Below are 14920 nucleotides of genomic sequence, written 5' to 3'. Positions count from 1 at the left end.
GGGTGAAGGGGTACCTCATCGCCGAGATGGGCCTCCGGGCGAGAGGCCAGCACAAAACCCGTCATTGCGAGCCGGCGTCGTTGGACGCCGGCGAAGCAATCCAGGGCTTGTTCATGATGTATTCGCCCTGGATTGCTTCGTCACTTCGTTCCTCGCAATGACGGACTGCGTGTTCTTGGCCGAACATAAGCCACTCATGCGGGTTTTCGCTCCCACGGGCGTCGTGCACCCGATTGCCCTGGACCCGCCGGTCCACTTCCCCTTTCGCGGCCCGGGCCGGGGCGCCTATACTCGGCGCCGCCATGCACCTCATCACCCGCTATATCCTGCGGCAACTCGTTCTCGCCCTCGTGCTCAGCACCTCGGCGCTGATGGTGTTGCTGTGGCTGATCAACTCCCTGCGGTTTTTCGACGCCTTCATCAACGAGGGCCTGCCGGTCGGGGTTTTCCTGAAGTTGACCGTCCTGTTGATGCCGGACTTCCTGACGGTGTTCCTGCCCCTGGCCCTGTGCGCCGTGATCCTGTTCGTTTATCACCGCATGATGATGGACCGCGAACTGGTGGTCTTACAGGCCGCCGGAGTCAGCCGATGGCGCCTCGCCGCCCCGGCGCTGCTGCTGGCGGCGGCGGCAAGCGTGCTGGGGTACTATCTCACACTGTATGCCTTGCCCCGGCTGGAACAGGCGTTTAACACGCTGCGGTTTGAAATCCGGCACGAGATCAGCCGCCTCGCCCTGACCGAGGGAGCCCTGACCGAGGTGACCGACCGCATCACCATTTACGTGCGCGACCGGACGGAGCGCGGCGACCTGGAGGGGCTGATCATTCACGACCGCAGCGACCCGGAGGCAGACGTGACGATCACCGCCCAGCGCGGCATGGTGGACCAGGAGGCGGGTCGGCCGGCCGTGCGGATGGTCAACGGTGTCCGCCAGGAACGCGATCGCGAGACGGGACAGGTCAGCTTTCTGTTCTTCGATAGCCATGCCATTGCCTTGGGCGAGGACAAAGCCCAGTCCATGGTGCGGGTGCCGGAATCGCGCGAGCGTCCGACCGTCGAGTTGTTCACGTTGCAGGTGGGCGAGCCGATGGCCCCCGGCTTTCCCGAAGGCTTCAATGAAAGCAATATCCGCCGGATGCGCATGGAGGGCAATGAGCGCTTGGCCAAGCCGCTCGCCAACGTGGGGTTCGCCCTGGTGGCGTTGGGCGCCCTGCTCTCCGGCGAGTTCAACCGCCGGGGCCGCAACCGACGCGTCATCGCCGCCATCGCCGCCGTTCTGCTGGCCCAGGCGTCGATGCTGGGCGCGGCCAACCTGGCGCGCACGGACACCACATTCCTTCCCTTGCTGTACGCCGGACCGTTGGGGACGGCGGCGCTCGGCCTGTGGTGGATGATCCGCCACCCGCGTCCCGGCCGGGCGGAATCCCCGTGGACCGCCGAGAACGATCCCGCCGGCGCGCCGGGCTCCGCCGCGTCATGAGCGACCCGGTCATGGACGGCGCCGCCGGCGGCGCCCGCCGCCTGCCCATCGGCCAGGCCGGCGCGCTGGTGTGGCACTTCACGCGGACCATGGGCGGGCGCTGGTGGCCGTGGATGGTGGCCGGCGGCCTCGCCATGCTGGTGGTGGCCGGCGCGACGTCGCTGACCGCCTGGCTCATGAAGCCGGCCGTCGACGAAGTGCTGGCGGCGCAGAACCGGAGCATGATGTGGGTGGTGGGCCTGGGGCTGCCTGGCGCCTTCGCCCTGAAGGGCATTGCCAACTACGCGCAAAGGGCGTGCATGTTGTACGCTGGCCTGGGCATGGTGGCCACCGCCCGCGCGCGCCTGTTCGGGCATCTGTTGGGGCTCGATCTCGCGTTCTTCCAGCGCCACCCCATCGGCGACCTGGCCTCGCGCCTGGTCAACGATCTGGACACCCTGAAGACGACGTTCACCTCCACGGCGATCGCCCTGGGGCGGGACGTCGCCACCTTGGTCGCCCTGTTCGCGACCTTGATGGCCATGGATTGGGAGCTGACACTGGCCGGGCTGGCCGTGTTCCCCGCCCTGGTGCTGCCGGTCTTGGCGTTGGGCCGACGCGCGCGGCGCCAGACCACGGCGTTGCAGGAGACCCTGGGGCGCTACGACGCTATGTTGCAGCAAACGTTCGTGGGGATCCGGGTGGTCAAGGTGTTCGGGACGCCTGCGATTGAGCGGGCGCGTGTCCACGGCGTGGTCCTGGAGCTGTTCGAGTCGATGTTCCAGGTCGAGCGGGCGAAGATTCTGGCCTCGCTGCTGGTCGAGATCGCCGCCGGGATCGCCGTCACCACCGTTGTCCTGTACGGCGGCCACCGCGTGATCGCCGGCGACACCACGCCGGGCACCTTCTTCTCGTTCATCACCGCCCTGATCCTGGCCTACCGCCCGATCAAGAAGCTGGCGGGTCTGAACGCCGTGATTCAGGAGGGCGCGGCCGCCATCCAGCGCCTGTTCGAGGTGCTCGACAGCCGCCCTTCGCTGCGCGATGCGCCGGGGGCACGGCCCTTGGTCGCCTCGGCCGGGGCCATCCGGCTGGAGGACGTGCGGGTGACCCACGCCGACGCCCCTACGCCGGCCCTGTGCGGCGTCTCGCTGGACGTGCCGGCCGGCGCCAAGGTGGCCCTGGTGGGGCCGTCCGGGGCCGGCAAGTCCACGGTGCTCAATCTGGTGGCGCGGTTGCTGGATCCGTCGGCCGGGCGCGTTTTGATCGACGGCCAGGACACGGCGGCGGTCACCCGCGCCTCGCTGTGGCGGCACCTGGCCCTGGTCACCCAGGACGTCACCCTGTTCGAGGGCTCTGTGCTGGAGAACATCCTGTTCGGCTGCCCCGAGCCGATCGATCCCCGCGATCCGCCGCCACCCTGGCGCGCGCGCGCCGAGGAGGCAGCCAGGGCCGCCGAGGCGCACGACTTCATCGCCGCTCTGCCCGAGGGCTACGCGACCCAGATCGGCGAAAGCGGCTTGCGCCTGTCGGGCGGGCAGCGTCAGCGCATCGCCATCGCCCGGGCGATGGTCAAGGACGCGCCCCTGCTGCTGCTGGACGAGGCCACGGCGGCGCTGGACCGCGACACGGAACGGCGCGTGCAGGCGGCGCTGGATAGGCTGGGCGCGGGCCGGACGACCCTGGTGGTGGCGCACCGGCTGTCGACCATCCGCGACGCCGACCTGATCCATGTCCTGGATCAAGGCCGCCTGGTCGAGAGCGGGCGACACGCCGACCTGCTGGCCCGCGACGGGCTGTACGCCCGGCTGTGGGCGACTCAGGGCGCAAACGGAGCGGACGAACCTTAACCCACCGGTCGGTCCGGGAAGCAGAGTTCGTGCCGCGCGCGCCATTCCGCGCCCACATAGTTGACGATCAGCGACCGGCGCACGCCCTCGATCGGTCGCCGCTCGAACCCATGCCACGTATCGTCAGCGGGCACGAAGATGGTGGCCGAATTGGCCTCGAACGGCAGGCGTTGAGGCGGCCCCATCGGATCGGCGTAGAGGTCGGTGCCCCAGCCGGCGGCCTCCGGCCCGCTCGACACCGGCACCAGCATGGTGAAGCGCTTGACGCCGATGTCGGTGTGCGGTTCCAGCCAGAAGCCCTCGACATCCTGGGCGAACTCGACGCGCAGGAAGGTGCCGCTCAGGTCGACGTCGCACAGGGCCTCGAACGCGGCCACGGTGCGCGGATCCTGAAGGCTCTCGGCCACCATCCGGCAGGCCGGCACCTCGGCCTGCCGCGCCGGATCCATGTACGCGCGGACGGCATTGTTCTCTTCCCGCCGGCCCTGGTCATAGGTCATGGCGGCCACCGCGAGGGGCAGGTGCTCCAGGTCCCGGGCCACCTCGGCCGGCCACACGCCGGACAGCCGCCAGTGCCGGAACGGCGCCGACTCCTCGCGCGCGCCGGCGATGGCGGCCAGAACCGCCGTGGTGGCCTTTTCGGTGTCGTTTACGCTGGCGCCCTGTTTCACGGCCTCCATGATGCGCCCTCCGGCAATCCGCGACGTCATCGTTCGTTTCGATGATAGCATGAGCCGCCGCGCGCGCCACCGCAACCTCACGGCAAGCAAGGCATGGCTTTCAGACCTTTGACGATCAGTCCAACCGCCTGTTCATCCCCATGAAGACCATCGCGCAACTGATCCAGGGCTGACCCACTTGTGCCAGCGCCGCTCATGGGTCATCTGTCTGTGTCATGCCCCCCTGTCGATCGGAGACGCCGCGCCATGACCACGCCCTGCATCATCACCGTCGCCATCACCGGCTCCGTGCCCACCCAGCGGGACAATCCGGCCGTGCCCGTCACGGTGAGCGAGCAGGTCGAGTCCACGCACGCGGCGTTCGAGGCCGGCGCGTCCCTGGCCCATCTGCATGTGCGCAACGACGATGGCTCCACGACCTCCGACCCGGACAAGTTCGCCCGCCTGATCGCGGGCATCCGCGCGCACTGCCCGGGCATGATCGTGCAGGTTTCCACTGGCGGCCGCTCCGGCACCGGCGAGGAGCGCGGGCGCATGGTCCCGCTCAAGCCGGACATGGCCTCGCTGTCCACCGGTTCGTGCAACTTCCCGACCCGCATCTACGAGAACGCACCGCAATTCATCGACTGGCTGGCGGGCCTGATGAAGGAACACGCCGTCAAGCCGGAGATCGAGGTCTTTGACCTGTCGATGCTGTTCAAGGCGGTGGAGATGGCCGGGGACGGCCGCATTGTCGGCCCCCTGCACGTGCAGTTCGTGATGGGGGTGAAGAACGCCGTGCCGGTGGACCGGCCGACGTTCGATTTCTATGTCGAGACACTCCGCCGCCTGGCCCCGGACGCCACCTGGACCGGCGCCGGCATCGGCCGCCACCAGCTCACCCTGCACCACTGGGCGCTGGAGCACGGCGGCCACCTGCGCACGGGGCTGGAAGACAACATCCGCCTCGACAAGGACACGCTGGCGCCGTCCAACGCGGCGCTGGTGAAACGCGCCGCCGACCTGTGCGCCAAGTACGGCCGGCATCCGGCCACGCCCGCCGAGGCGCGGGCGTTGCTGGGGTTGCCGGCGGCGGCGTGACCCGCGCGGGGGACGAGACGAGCCCGTCCCCCGCGCGACCGCGCCTAGCGGACGATGAACACCGAGCAGTCGCAGCGGCGCTCCAACCGGCTGGCGTGCGAGCCGAAAATCACATCCCGGAAGCGCGGGATGTGCGAGGCCATCACCACCAGGTCGGCGCCCAACTCGTGGCATGTCTCGCGCAGAGCCTTTTCCAGATCGACCGCCGGGTCGTGGTTGAAGACGGGATGCGCCTCCATCAGGACACCCGTGCGGGCGGTCTGGTCATGGGCGAACTTTTTCAGCTTCTCGTTGTATTCGACCGGTGTGTGGGCGACCTCGTTCGGCTGTGACGGCGCCACGCCCACCAGAACCACTGTGGTGCCGTAGAGTTTCGCCAGATCGGTGGCCTGCGTGATGGCCTTGTCCAGCGTGTCGGCGTGGGCCAAGTCCACCGGAACCATGATGCGTGTGTACATGGCGGCCTCCCTTGTCCGTCGTGCTGCACGGGCCCCGGCGACGGCGGGAGGTCCGTCGCCCGGGCCGCGACTTCCCCCATGGACAAGAGTACCACGGACGGCGCTCATGGACCTGCGGCGAGGGATCTTACCTGGGCTCACGGCCGAGCATGGCCCCGACCGTGCCCCACCCGTGTCATGCCCGGTGGCGATAGAATTGACTCGTCCGGCTGGTCGCTTCGGGGCGCCGGTGATGCCGAGTCCTTGTTTTTTCGCCGCAGCGCCCCTTTGGGGCGCTGCGGCGAAAAAAAAAAGATTCAACAAAGCCGGTAGGGCGTCGTGACGGCCGGACGAGTCAATTCTATCGTCGGCCGGTATGAGAGGGGGAGACCGTGAGGAATCCCACTACTCGATTTGTTCATCACGGAATACCGGGAGGACGGTGGGCGGGGCTATCCGCCCGGTCCCACCGCCACCTTGGCCACCCGGTCGGCGAAGCTGCGCGTGGCGTCCTGGAGCTTGGCGCGGCTTTCGGCGCGGTAGGCCATGGCCTGCTTGGCCTGCGTGTCCAGGCGTTCGATGGAGCCGGCGACGTCGTCCATCATCTTCAGCAGCACGTCGGTGGACACGCCGCCCTCGCGCATCTGCTCGTTCAGCATGTCGGCATTGTGCTCCAACTGCCCGGCGACCTGCTGCAGCACCTCGTCGGTCATCTCGCGCGTGGCTTTCAGATTCTCCAGCCGCCGGCCCTGGCGCGCCTGCTGCACGAACAGGGCGATCTGTTGGCGGATGGCGGGCATGAACTGGGTCAGGGCGGTGCCCAGTTCCTCCATCACCACGCGTTCCATCTTCAGCGTCTGATAGACGGTGGGGATGGTTGTGCCCATGATCGAGCGCGTCTTGGTCAAATTGGTGACCACCCGGTCCCAGTGGTCCAGGCGCTCCTGCCAGCGGCGCTGCTCCATGGCATCCATGAGCTGGTCGGTCTCGCTGCCCGAGGAATCGGGCGCGCCCGGATTGGCCGGCCCCTGGGCGCGCCACTCCTCCAGCTTGCGCTGCCCGGCCTCGACGTGCAGCGCCAGTTCGCGGAAAGAGGCGGTGACCTCCATGCCCATGTTCGCCAGCGTCTGGATGGAGATGGCGCTTTCGCGCTGGTCCTTTTCCAGTTGCGCCACGACGCGGTCGACGGTGGTGCGGGCGGACTCGAACCGCTGGCGGAACTTCTCCAGCTCCTTTTGGAAGCTGAACATCATCTTGCCGACAATGCCGTGATTGTCCTTGCGCAAGCGGTCGGCGCCCAGGCCCTTGTAGAGCATCTGCAACTCGACCAGCTTGTCGTGCACACCGTCCAGCTCCGAGGCGGTGACGTGTTCCAGCACCCGGTTGCTGTAGTCCGACGCCATCAGCGCCGGCCCGGCGGCGAAGCGGTCGGGGTCCATGTCGTCCATCTCGGCCATGATCTCGGCGATGCGCTTCGCGGTCGCCTGGTCGGTGGTGTCGGGCGGGCGCACGGCCTCGGCGCCCAGGTGTTCGATGGCCGCGGCCTCACGGCCGCCAAGCTGGACAACCCCGGTCATGGAAACACTCCTCCGCTGTGGCACGGGCGAAATGTAGTGCAGCCGGGACGCCGTTGCCATCGGGGTTTGTTGGCATCGCAGCATTGGCTATGATGCCGCCGGCTCTTATCCGATTCTGGAGGCATTCCATGAGTTTCACCGTTTTCGAGCAGGCACCGGCCCGCCTGAACCGGTCCGAGTTGGCCGTGCCCGGCTCCAGCCCGCGTTTCCTGGAAAAGGCCGCGCAAGGCGACGCCGACGTGGTGTTCCTGGACCTGGAGGACGCGGTCGCGCCCGACGAGAAGGAAAAAGCGCGCCAGAACATCATCCAGGCGCTGAACGACCTGGATTGGAGCGGCAAGACCGTCTCCATGCGCATCAACGGGCTGGACACGCACTACATGTACCGCGACCTGGTCGAGGTGCTGGAGGGCGCGCCGGACAAGCTCGACCTGATCATGATCCCCAAGGTCGGCACCGCCGCCGACGTGTACACGGTGGACTGCATCGTCAGCCAGATCGAGACCGCGACCAAGGCCAAGAAGCGCATCGGTCTGGAAATGATCATCGAAACGGCGCTCGGCATGGCGAATATCCACGAGATCGCCGCCGCCTCCAAGCGCAACGAGAGCCTGCATTTCGGCGTAGCGGACTATGCCGCCTCGACCAAGGCGGCCACCGTGGGCATCGGCGGCCCCAATCCGAACTACGGCGTGCTGACCGACCCGGCCGAGGACGGCAGCCGCGACTACCACTGGGGCGACATGTGGCACTACGCCATCGCCCGCATGGTGGTGGCCGCGCGCGCCCACGGCTTGCGCCCGCTGGACGGTCCGTTCGGCAACATCAAGGACCCCGACGGCTACACCGCGCAGGCGCGCCGCGCCATGGTGCTGGGCTGCGAGGGCAAGTGGGCCATCCACCCCAGCCAGGTCGAGCTGGCCAACGCGATTTTCACGCCGACGGAGAAGGACATCGCGCAGGCCCGCGCCATCCTGGACGCCATGGAGCAGGCCAACAAGGAGGGCCGCGGCGCCGTCACCCTGGACGGCAAGCTGATCGACATCGCCTCGATCAAGCAGGCCCAGGTGCTGGTCAACAAGGCCGAACAGATCGCGGGGAAGTAGGGCTTGGTGACCCTATGAACTCTATGTGGTCATGTCTGTGTGTTGAATATCTGGCCCGCCCTCAGCCGCAACGGTTGGGGGCGGAATGCCACACTGACGCATCACCTGAAGTCGGTGCGACCTTCGGAAAGCTGCGCCTCGACAAGCCCAGCCAAGTAGTCTTCCATCAGCGCGAGGTCCAGGTGCCCAGCCTCCCAAGCGCGGTCGGCCGCGATGAGAGCATTTTCGTAGCCTTGTCTGTTCTCCCGAATACGTTCCGGCAGGATTTTTCTACCGTGAAGGAGCGCCCCGGCCCGAACGCACAGCAAAAAATAGCAAACGGCGCGAGCCGTCCTGCCGTTGCCTTCAATGAACGGATGAATCCAATTCAAACGCCACAGGCCGTATGCCGCCAACTCCGTCGGAGTCCAAATGTACCAGTTTTCTTGAACGGTTGAAACGAACCGGTCCATCCATTCGTCAACCTGTTGAAAGTGCGGCGGGATATGATCGCCGACGTAAACAGGCTCTTTCCGAAATCGGCCTCCGAATTGAGAAATATTTGCCACAGCGACGTGGTTCAGCGCCCAAAGAAGGAACTTATCAAACGAGTGAGGGCCTTGCTTTAGGCCAATCTCAATGCAGTTTGTCAGCAAATCGTACTGACGTATCAGGTTGTTTTCCTGAATTTTCGTAAATAACTCTGGATCATCTTCCTTCAAGACAAACACAGGCTTGCTCTCCCCTTGTTTGGCGCAGGCTTATTTTCTAGGGAGAAACGTCGGTCAGTCGGATCCGCCGTGCTGCCTTTGCCGCTGATTCCTTGGTGATGTCTGAATCTCTCGGTGCGTTCCCAAACACGAAACTGGCGCGCTGTTCCCGCAGTTCGTCATCGGTGACCGTAATGTTTCGTGCTTCCGCAAGCAGGGCCTCTAGCCGGGGACGCTTTGGCGCGCGGGTCAGGGCAGATTTGCGCTCAGCCATTGCTCACCTCCCATCAGGCGGGAATCGAAAGCCCCTACCACACCGAAGCATGGAGGCGCTTTCGGTTCAGCAGGGGCCAACACGCCAACTCTGGCGTATTGATGACGCTACACGACTCGTGGGTTGTTGTCCATTGTGAAGCGCTAACCCTTTGAAATGTGGACAACAGATCAGAGGATTTGAACCCGAGCCCCTCACGCCCCCGGCAACGCATCCAGCAGGCGGTCGACCTCCTCGGCGGTGGTGGTGTGCACCAGGCTGGTGCGGACGATGCCGTCGTCGACGTCCAGGCCCAACGCCTCCACGGCCCGCCACGCATAAAAGTGGCCGTGGCGGACGGCGACCTTGCGCGCCTGCATCGCCTCCGCCACCGCGCGCGACGACAACCGCTCGTGCACGAAGGCCACGGTGGGCGAGCGGTGCGGCCCGGCAACTGGCGCGCCGATCACCCGCACCCCCGGCACGGCGCGCAGGCCCGCCAGCAGACGCGCGGTCAGCGCCGTCTGATGCCCCTCGAACAGCCCGAACAGGCGCTCGATACGGGTGCGCGGGGCGTCGTCGGGCGGTCCGCCCAGGTCGCGGTCCAGTGCTTCCAGGTAGTCGGTCACGCCGGCCAGGGCCGCCGTCAGCTCGTGCGGCGGGCCGCCGGGGTTGAGCGCCAGCGTCCCCTTGCCGGCCAGGAACATGTGGTTCTGGTTGTCCAGCCGCCCCAGCAGCTCCGGCCGCACCGCCAGCACGCCGACGTGCGGCCCGAACACCTTGTAGGCGCTGAACGCATAGGCGTCGGCGTTCAGCGCGGCCAGGTCCACCAGAGCGTGCGGCGCGAACGACACGCCGTCCACCACCGCCAGCGCCCCGGCCTCGTGCGCCAGCCGCACCGCCCGCGCGGCGTCGCACACCGATCCGGTGATGTTGGAGGCATGGGGCAGACACACCAGCCGCGTGTTCTCGGTCAGCAGGGCTTCCAGACCAGCGAGGTCCAGCGCCGCCGTCTCGGGCTCGAACCGCCATTCGCGGATCACCGCGCCCACCCGCGTCAGGCGCCGCCACGGGGTGATGTTGGCTTCGTGGTCCAGGTTGGTGACGATGATCTCGTCGCCCGGGTCGAACAGCGGCGCCAGCGCGTTGGCCAGCACATGCAGGTTGGTCGAGGTGTCGGCGCCCAGCACCAGCGTCTCCGGCGGCGCGTTGACCAGCGCGGCCATGGCGGCGGTCCCCTCGGCCATCATCGCCGTCGCCAGCGCCGAGGCGGGGAAGGGTGCGCCCGGCTGCACCTTGGCCTCGACCATGAACCGCGTCAGGCGGTCGATGACCGTCCGCGGAACATAGGCGCCGCCGGCGTTCTCGAAAAAGGCCCAGTCCCGGCCGGTGTCGCTGTCGAAGGCGGGAAACCGGGCGCGGGCAAGTCCGGGATCGAAGGCGGCGGGCATGAGGGCTCCGGGGCGTGTGGGTGGGGCGGTCATGACATGCGGCCGGCGCTCAGCAGCAGCAGCGCCAGCATCAGGGCACCAACCCCGGTGAAGATCACGCCGGCGGCGGTGCGCGGATCGGCCATCAGGCGGCGGAACGCCCGCCGGAGCGGCGCGTGCCAGGGGTTGCCCTCGTCCGGGGCGTGGACCAGACCGGCCTTGCGCAGGGCCGCCCAGACTCCCTCGATCTCGGGAGCCGGCGATTCGCCGTTCGCTTGGGCGGCGCGCAGGTCCTGCAGGAAGGTGGACAGCGGCGAAACGCCGTCCGGGCGGCCGCGCGCGAACTGGGTGCGGCCGGGCACCAGGACCTGCCCCGTGACCAGCGGCGGGTCCAGTTTGGCGTCGGCCAGCGCCCCACGGACGGCGGCCATGGCCCGGTGCAGGCGGTGCAAGGGGTTGCCGAACCGGTACGTCTCCACGCCCAGGGTCTGACGCCAGACACCCGCCCGGGGGTGGCCGGTCAGGCGCCCCGTGCGCATACACGTCTCCAGCACCACGATGCCGGTGGGCAGGCGCACCAGGTGGTCCACCTGGCACAGCCCGCCGCGCCGGCCCTTCAGCACCAGGTTGTTCAGGCTGGTCAGCCCCGCCTGTCGCAACGCCTTGGCCACGCGGCGCTCGGCCCGGCCCTGCCGCAGCGCCGGCCCGACGATCATGTACAGACCGGCGACCAGCAGGAACACGGCGACCGTCCAGAACAGGAGCCACCACAACAGGTCGCCGAGCCACAGGAGAAGGGTCTGGTCCATGGTGTCGCGCCGGACTCCCGAAGCGTCATGCGGGCTTGGATTCGCCGCCGGTCAGTCATACGCCGCGAGGGCGTCGTTGGCCAGCCGCGAAACGGCCTCCGGTTTGATCGTTTGCGCGAACTGGATCGTACAACGTTCGACCCGACATTGAGGGGCGGCGTCACCATCATAAGGACCCCAGCCATGGGCCTGGACCTCAGCCGACTCTGCGTTCTCGTGGTCGACGACAACGCCTACATGCGATTGATCATCAAGGAAATCCTGCGCAGCCTTGGGGTCGGCGCGATCCGCGAGGCGGTCGACGGCGCCGATGCCCTGAAGCTCATGCGCGTGCTGCCAGCCGACATCGTCATCGCCGACCTGGACATGAACCCGCTGGACGGGCTGGAGATGGCGCGGCTGCTGCGAACATCCAAGGACAGTCCCAACCCGTTCGTGCCGATCATCATGCTGACCGGCCACACCGAGGCGCATCGGGTCGCCGAGGCCCGCGACGCCGGCGTCAATGAGTTCCTGGCCAAGCCGATCTCGGTGCGCGGCCTGTACTCGCGCATCCGCGAGGTAGTGCAGCGGCCGCGCCTGTTCGTCCGCGCCAAACACTATGTCGGCCCCGACCGGCGGCGGCGCGACGCCGACCCGGGCAAGCTGGGGTTCCCCGACCGGCGCCGCGCCACGACGCCGTCCCTGGATCAGACGCCCGAGGCCACATCCAAGCAGCCGGGTTGAAACCGTTGGCCTCGCTCGGCCGAGTGGGTAAGGTGCGGGAAGACCGGACACCGAACTCACAGGGCGGGCGGGGATGACACGGACCATGACACGGGCGGCGGTGGCCGGGCTGGCGGCCCTGCTTCTGGCCACGGGCACACCGACGCGGCCGGCCCAAGCCGACCAGGATTTCAACATGATCGCCGCCGCATCGCTGGCCATCATCGGCGCCGGCATGATCGGCGACCACATCCGGGGCAACGACATCTGGGCCGAGGGGCCGGAGGAACCGGCGCGCATCGCCTTCGGCGTCGGTGCCGCCAACGTGCGTCACGACAACGAAGCCGACGGTGACCTGACCTCCGCCCTGTTCCGGGTCGAGGGGCGCCTTCCGGTCAAGCTGTGGCGTTTCACCCCTATCGTCGGCCTGGAGTTGACCGACCGGGGGTCCTTTTACGGCTATGGCGGCGTGGCGCTGGACGTCTTTTTCGGCGAGCGCGTGGTGGTCACGCCCAATGCCGCCCTCGGCTATTACAACGCCGGGGACGGCCGCGACCTCGGATATCCGCTGGAGTTCCGCACCGGCATCGAGGCGGCCTGGCAGTTCGAGGGCGGCAGCCGCCTGGGGCTGGCCTACCACCACATCTCCAACGCCGAGCTTGGCGAGCGCAACCCCGGCATCGAAACCCTGACGGTCAATTTCGCCGTCCCGCTGGGGGCGGTGTTCGGCGACTGACGCCCCGCCATTAAGCCAACGTTAGGTCTCCCGGTGCTATCCCGGACAAAACCGCAGTGCACCGCGAGGCGCCCGAGTCCTCCGGTGTCGGCGCGGTCGCCCTGGTCTCGGATACGCGCATGGACCTGGACAGCTACACCCGCTTCGCCCTCGCCCTGACCATCGTGCTCGGCCTCATCTTCGTGGGGGCCGCGCTGCTGCGCCGTTTCAGCCCCATGGGCGGCGGCCCCGGTGCCGCGCGCGGCGCCCGACGGCGCCTGGGCGTGATCGAAGGCGCCATGGTGGACAATCGAAGGCGTCTTGTGCTGGTGCGGCGCGACGACCGCGAGCACCTTCTGCTGATCGGCGGCGTCACCGACCTGGTGGTCGAGCGCGATATCGAGGCGCCGGCGATGCCCGAGCCCGCGAGCCCGACGCCCGCGCCGTCGTTCCGATCCTTCCTGACACGCGGCCGGGCGGGGTCGTCATGAGGCGGGCGGTCCTTCTCTCCCTGGTCCTGGCGGCGGCGGCCGCCGTCGGCCTGATGGTCGCCGGCCCGGCCTGGGCGCAACAGCTGTCCATCGACCTGGGCGACGGTGACGGCACCATGACCGCGCGCGTCGTTCAGCTGGTCGGGCTGATCACCGTGCTGTCGGTGGCCCCCGGCATTCTGCTCATGACCACCTCGTTCACGCGCATTGTGGTCGTGTTCTCCATCCTGCGCCACGCCATGGGCACGCAGACGACGCCGCCCAACATGCTGATGATGGGGCTGGCGCTGTTCATGACCATGTTCATCATGGCGCCGACGCTGGAAGAGTCCTGGGAGGCCGGCATCGTTCCGCTGATGAACGAGCAGATCGACGAGTTCGAGGCCTTCGACCGCGCGGTGGTGCCGCTGCGGGCGTTCATGCTGCGCCATACGCGGGAGAAGGACCTGGCGCTGATGATCGACCTGTCGGACGCGCCGCCGGGCACCACGGCCGAGGACGCCTCGCTGGCGGCCATCGTGCCGGCCTTTGTCATCAGCGAGCTGCGCCGCGCGTTCGAGATCGGGTTCCTGATCTATGTGCCCTTCGTCATCATCGACATGGTGATTGCCTCGGTGCTGATGTCCATGGGCATGATGATGCTGCCGCCGATGATGCTGGCGTTGCCGTTCAAGCTGGTGTTCTTCGTGCTGGTGGACGGCTGGTACCTAGTGATCGGCAGCTTGGTGCAGAGCTTTGGCGAGATCGGCGCCGCCGTCCCGCCGGGGGGATAGGGCGGAGTCTCCCTTCACCCGCGCGCCAATCCGCCGCAGCCGGTCATGGGTGTCGATCCTGGCCACCATGTGCCCTATATTTGGGCGACAGGGTGAGAAGGAGCAACGCCATGCCCAGCAGCCACGCCCGCAATGTCGCGCTTACGCCGGAACTCAGCGCCTTTGTCGATGACCTGGTGGCCTCCGGCGCCTACGCCAATGCCAGCGAAGTCATGCGGGCCGGGCTGCGCGCCCTGAAACACCGCCATGCGCTGGACGAGGTCAGCGATCGGATCAGCATCGCCCTCGACCAGCTTGATCGCGGAGAGGGCATCACGGGTGAACCGCGAGAGGTGCTGGGCGCCGTGCTTGACGCGGCCCGCGCCAGACGCAACGCATGAAGCGGATCATGTATGCGCCGGCCGCCCTGGCCAGCCTTGAGGATATCCTTGAATGGACCATTGAGACCTTTGGCGATGTCCAAGCCGAAAAATACGCTAGCCAGCTTGTCAGCCGCCTTGAGGCGCTCGCCTCCGGTCTGCCACCGCGTCCGCGCCCCTGTGCGGTGCTTGTGCAGGACAAACGGGACGTAACGGGGCTCACCTATTACCGGGAAGGCGAGCACTACCTGATCCTGCGGGAGACCCGTGATACGCTCGAACTGGTCGAAGTGTTCCACGGCCGGATGGATATCGAAGCCCGGTTGCGTGGCCTGCGATTTCCGGAAGAGGGACAGGGTTAGCCCAGCAAGCGGCGTAGGGTGCGTCCGCAGCCCGGCCGGCGTTTCATGAAATGCTCGGCGTCTTACAGACCCGTGCCTCTCCCCGCGGCAACGGCCGGGGCGCGACGCACCGTCTGGCCGAGAGGTGGCGGTGCGTTGCCCGCC

General features: G+C 67.6%; 17 protein-coding genes. 10 read left to right on the top strand and 7 right to left on the bottom strand.

Annotation, left to right across the window (positions count from 1 at the left end; all coding sequences use genetic code 11):
• Positions 1 to 302: 302 nt before the first annotated feature.
• Both lptF and Q0309_RS13255 read left to right on the top strand, forming a co-directional pair.
• Positions 303 to 1481 (top strand): LPS export ABC transporter permease LptF, encoded by a 1179-nt coding sequence (lptF, locus tag Q0309_RS13260; RefSeq protein ID WP_299441855.1) that lies wholly within the window; start codon positions 303 to 305, stop codon positions 1479 to 1481.
• On the top strand, positions 1478 to 3310 hold the full coding sequence (locus Q0309_RS13255) for an ABC transporter ATP-binding protein (protein ID WP_299441852.1): 1833 nt from the start codon (positions 1478 to 1480) through the stop codon (positions 3308 to 3310). Before lptF ends, Q0309_RS13255 begins: the two co-directional genes overlap by 4 nt.
• Here the strand turns inward: Q0309_RS13255 and Q0309_RS13250 are convergent.
• Complete coding sequence (locus Q0309_RS13250; protein WP_299441849.1) at positions 3307 to 3990, bottom strand: 2OG-Fe(II) oxygenase; 684 nt, start codon at positions 3988 to 3990, stop codon at positions 3307 to 3309. The genes Q0309_RS13255 and Q0309_RS13250 overlap by 4 nt on opposite strands.
• Before the next feature lie 246 nt (positions 3991 to 4236).
• Between Q0309_RS13250 and Q0309_RS13245 the strand changes: the two genes are divergently transcribed.
• Entirely contained in the window at positions 4237 to 5070 is an 834-nt protein-coding gene (locus tag Q0309_RS13245; protein WP_299441846.1) for a 3-keto-5-aminohexanoate cleavage protein, read from the top strand.
• A gap of 44 nt (positions 5071 to 5114) precedes the next feature.
• On the opposite strand, the gene Q0309_RS13240 is transcribed toward Q0309_RS13245, so the two are convergent.
• Complete coding sequence (locus tag Q0309_RS13240; protein WP_299441843.1) at positions 5115 to 5528, bottom strand: universal stress protein; 414 nt, start codon at positions 5526 to 5528, stop codon at positions 5115 to 5117.
• A 431-nt stretch (positions 5529 to 5959) separates the two neighbouring features.
• Positions 5960 to 7084 (bottom strand): toxic anion resistance protein, encoded by a 1125-nt coding sequence (locus Q0309_RS13235; protein ID WP_299441840.1) that lies wholly within the window; start codon positions 7082 to 7084, stop codon positions 5960 to 5962.
• A 128-nt stretch (positions 7085 to 7212) separates the two neighbouring features.
• Between Q0309_RS13235 and Q0309_RS13230 the strand changes: the two genes are divergently transcribed.
• On the top strand, positions 7213 to 8190 hold the full coding sequence (locus Q0309_RS13230; RefSeq protein WP_299441836.1) for a CoA ester lyase: 978 nt from the start codon (positions 7213 to 7215) through the stop codon (positions 8188 to 8190).
• A 101-nt stretch (positions 8191 to 8291) separates the two neighbouring features.
• On the opposite strand, the gene Q0309_RS13225 is transcribed toward Q0309_RS13230, so the two are convergent.
• The 4 genes from Q0309_RS13225 to Q0309_RS13210 all read right to left on the bottom strand — a co-directional run bounded on the left by Q0309_RS13225 (position 8292) and on the right by Q0309_RS13210 (position 11371).
• Complete coding sequence (locus tag Q0309_RS13225; protein WP_299441833.1) at positions 8292 to 8900, bottom strand: Fic family protein; 609 nt, start codon at positions 8898 to 8900, stop codon at positions 8292 to 8294.
• 37 nt (positions 8901 to 8937) lie between these two features.
• Complete coding sequence (locus tag Q0309_RS13220; protein WP_299441830.1) at positions 8938 to 9153, bottom strand: hypothetical protein; 216 nt, start codon at positions 9151 to 9153, stop codon at positions 8938 to 8940.
• 194 nt (positions 9154 to 9347) lie between these two features.
• Positions 9348 to 10583: an aminotransferase class V-fold PLP-dependent enzyme gene (locus tag Q0309_RS13215; protein ID WP_299441827.1), complete on the bottom strand. Its 1236-nt coding sequence runs from the start codon at positions 10581 to 10583 to the stop codon at positions 9348 to 9350.
• Positions 10584 to 10612: 29 nt separating this feature from the next.
• Positions 10613 to 11371: a nuclease-related domain-containing protein gene (locus Q0309_RS13210; protein ID WP_299441824.1), complete on the bottom strand. Its 759-nt coding sequence runs from the start codon at positions 11369 to 11371 to the stop codon at positions 10613 to 10615.
• 183 nt (positions 11372 to 11554) lie between these two features.
• On the opposite strand from Q0309_RS13210, the gene Q0309_RS13205 reads away from it, so the two are divergent.
• The 6 genes from Q0309_RS13205 to Q0309_RS13180 all read left to right on the top strand — a co-directional run bounded on the left by Q0309_RS13205 (position 11555) and on the right by Q0309_RS13180 (position 14776).
• Positions 11555 to 12097 carry a response regulator gene (locus tag Q0309_RS13205; protein WP_299441821.1) on the top strand — a complete coding sequence of 181 codons (543 nt, stop codon included), beginning with the start codon at positions 11555 to 11557 and terminating at the stop codon, positions 12095 to 12097.
• Between the two features lie 73 nt (positions 12098 to 12170).
• Entirely contained in the window at positions 12171 to 12812 is a 642-nt protein-coding gene (locus Q0309_RS13200) for an acyloxyacyl hydrolase (protein WP_299441818.1), read from the top strand.
• A gap of 56 nt (positions 12813 to 12868) precedes the next feature.
• Positions 12869 to 13282 carry a flagellar biosynthetic protein FliO gene (locus tag Q0309_RS13195; protein ID WP_299441815.1) on the top strand — a complete coding sequence of 138 codons (414 nt, stop codon included), beginning with the start codon at positions 12869 to 12871 and terminating at the stop codon, positions 13280 to 13282.
• Positions 13279 to 14055 carry a flagellar type III secretion system pore protein FliP gene (gene fliP, locus Q0309_RS13190; protein WP_299441812.1) on the top strand — a complete coding sequence of 259 codons (777 nt, stop codon included), beginning with the start codon at positions 13279 to 13281 and terminating at the stop codon, positions 14053 to 14055. The genes Q0309_RS13195 and fliP overlap by 4 nt, the downstream gene beginning before the upstream one ends.
• 110 nt (positions 14056 to 14165) lie before the next feature.
• Positions 14166 to 14435: a type II toxin-antitoxin system ParD family antitoxin gene (locus Q0309_RS13185; protein ID WP_299441809.1), complete on the top strand. Its 270-nt coding sequence runs from the start codon at positions 14166 to 14168 to the stop codon at positions 14433 to 14435.
• Positions 14432 to 14776 carry a type II toxin-antitoxin system RelE/ParE family toxin gene (locus Q0309_RS13180; RefSeq protein ID WP_299441806.1) on the top strand — a complete coding sequence of 115 codons (345 nt, stop codon included), beginning with the start codon at positions 14432 to 14434 and terminating at the stop codon, positions 14774 to 14776. The genes Q0309_RS13185 and Q0309_RS13180 overlap by 4 nt, the downstream gene beginning before the upstream one ends.
• Positions 14777 to 14920 lie beyond the last annotated feature (144 nt).

Origin of the sequence: uncultured Rhodospira sp. (assembly GCF_937138205.1) — a bacterium.
Taxonomy (GTDB): Bacteria; Pseudomonadota; Alphaproteobacteria; order Rhodospirillales; family Rhodospirillaceae; genus Rhodospira.
The sequence above is the reverse complement of the archived record's forward strand: the minus strand, read 5'-3'. Positions and strand labels throughout refer to the sequence as shown.

Excerpts from the sequence above, each read along its gene's own strand:
- Q0309_RS13200 (WP_299441818.1), top strand. The coding sequence starts at position 12,171 with ATGACACGGACCATGACACGGGCGGCGGTGGCCGGGCTGGCGGCCCTG.
- Q0309_RS13185 (WP_299441809.1), top strand. The coding sequence starts at position 14,166 with ATGCCCAGCAGCCACGCCCGCAATGTCGCGCTTACGCCGGAACTCAGC.
- Q0309_RS13245 (WP_299441846.1), top strand. The coding sequence starts at position 4,237 with ATGACCACGCCCTGCATCATCACCGTCGCCATCACCGGCTCCGTGCCC.
- Q0309_RS13250 (WP_299441849.1), bottom strand. The coding sequence starts at position 3,990 with ATGGAGGCCGTGAAACAGGGCGCCAGCGTAAACGACACCGAAAAGGCC.
- Q0309_RS13220 (WP_299441830.1), bottom strand. The coding sequence starts at position 9,153 with ATGGCTGAGCGCAAATCTGCCCTGACCCGCGCGCCAAAGCGTCCCCGG.
- Q0309_RS13205 (WP_299441821.1), top strand. The coding sequence starts at position 11,555 with ATGGGCCTGGACCTCAGCCGACTCTGCGTTCTCGTGGTCGACGACAAC.
- Q0309_RS13240 (WP_299441843.1), bottom strand. The coding sequence starts at position 5,528 with ATGTACACACGCATCATGGTTCCGGTGGACTTGGCCCACGCCGACACG.
- Q0309_RS13210 (WP_299441824.1), bottom strand. The coding sequence starts at position 11,371 with ATGGACCAGACCCTTCTCCTGTGGCTCGGCGACCTGTTGTGGTGGCTC.
- lptF (WP_299441855.1), top strand. The coding sequence starts at position 303 with ATGCACCTCATCACCCGCTATATCCTGCGGCAACTCGTTCTCGCCCTC.
- Q0309_RS13215 (WP_299441827.1), bottom strand. The coding sequence starts at position 10,583 with ATGCCCGCCGCCTTCGATCCCGGACTTGCCCGCGCCCGGTTTCCCGCC.
- fliP (WP_299441812.1), top strand. The coding sequence starts at position 13,279 with ATGAGGCGGGCGGTCCTTCTCTCCCTGGTCCTGGCGGCGGCGGCCGCC.
- Q0309_RS13235 (WP_299441840.1), bottom strand. The coding sequence starts at position 7,084 with ATGACCGGGGTTGTCCAGCTTGGCGGCCGTGAGGCCGCGGCCATCGAA.
- Q0309_RS13255 (WP_299441852.1), top strand. The coding sequence starts at position 1,478 with ATGAGCGACCCGGTCATGGACGGCGCCGCCGGCGGCGCCCGCCGCCTG.
- Q0309_RS13230 (WP_299441836.1), top strand. The coding sequence starts at position 7,213 with ATGAGTTTCACCGTTTTCGAGCAGGCACCGGCCCGCCTGAACCGGTCC.
- Q0309_RS13180 (WP_299441806.1), top strand. The coding sequence starts at position 14,432 with ATGAAGCGGATCATGTATGCGCCGGCCGCCCTGGCCAGCCTTGAGGAT.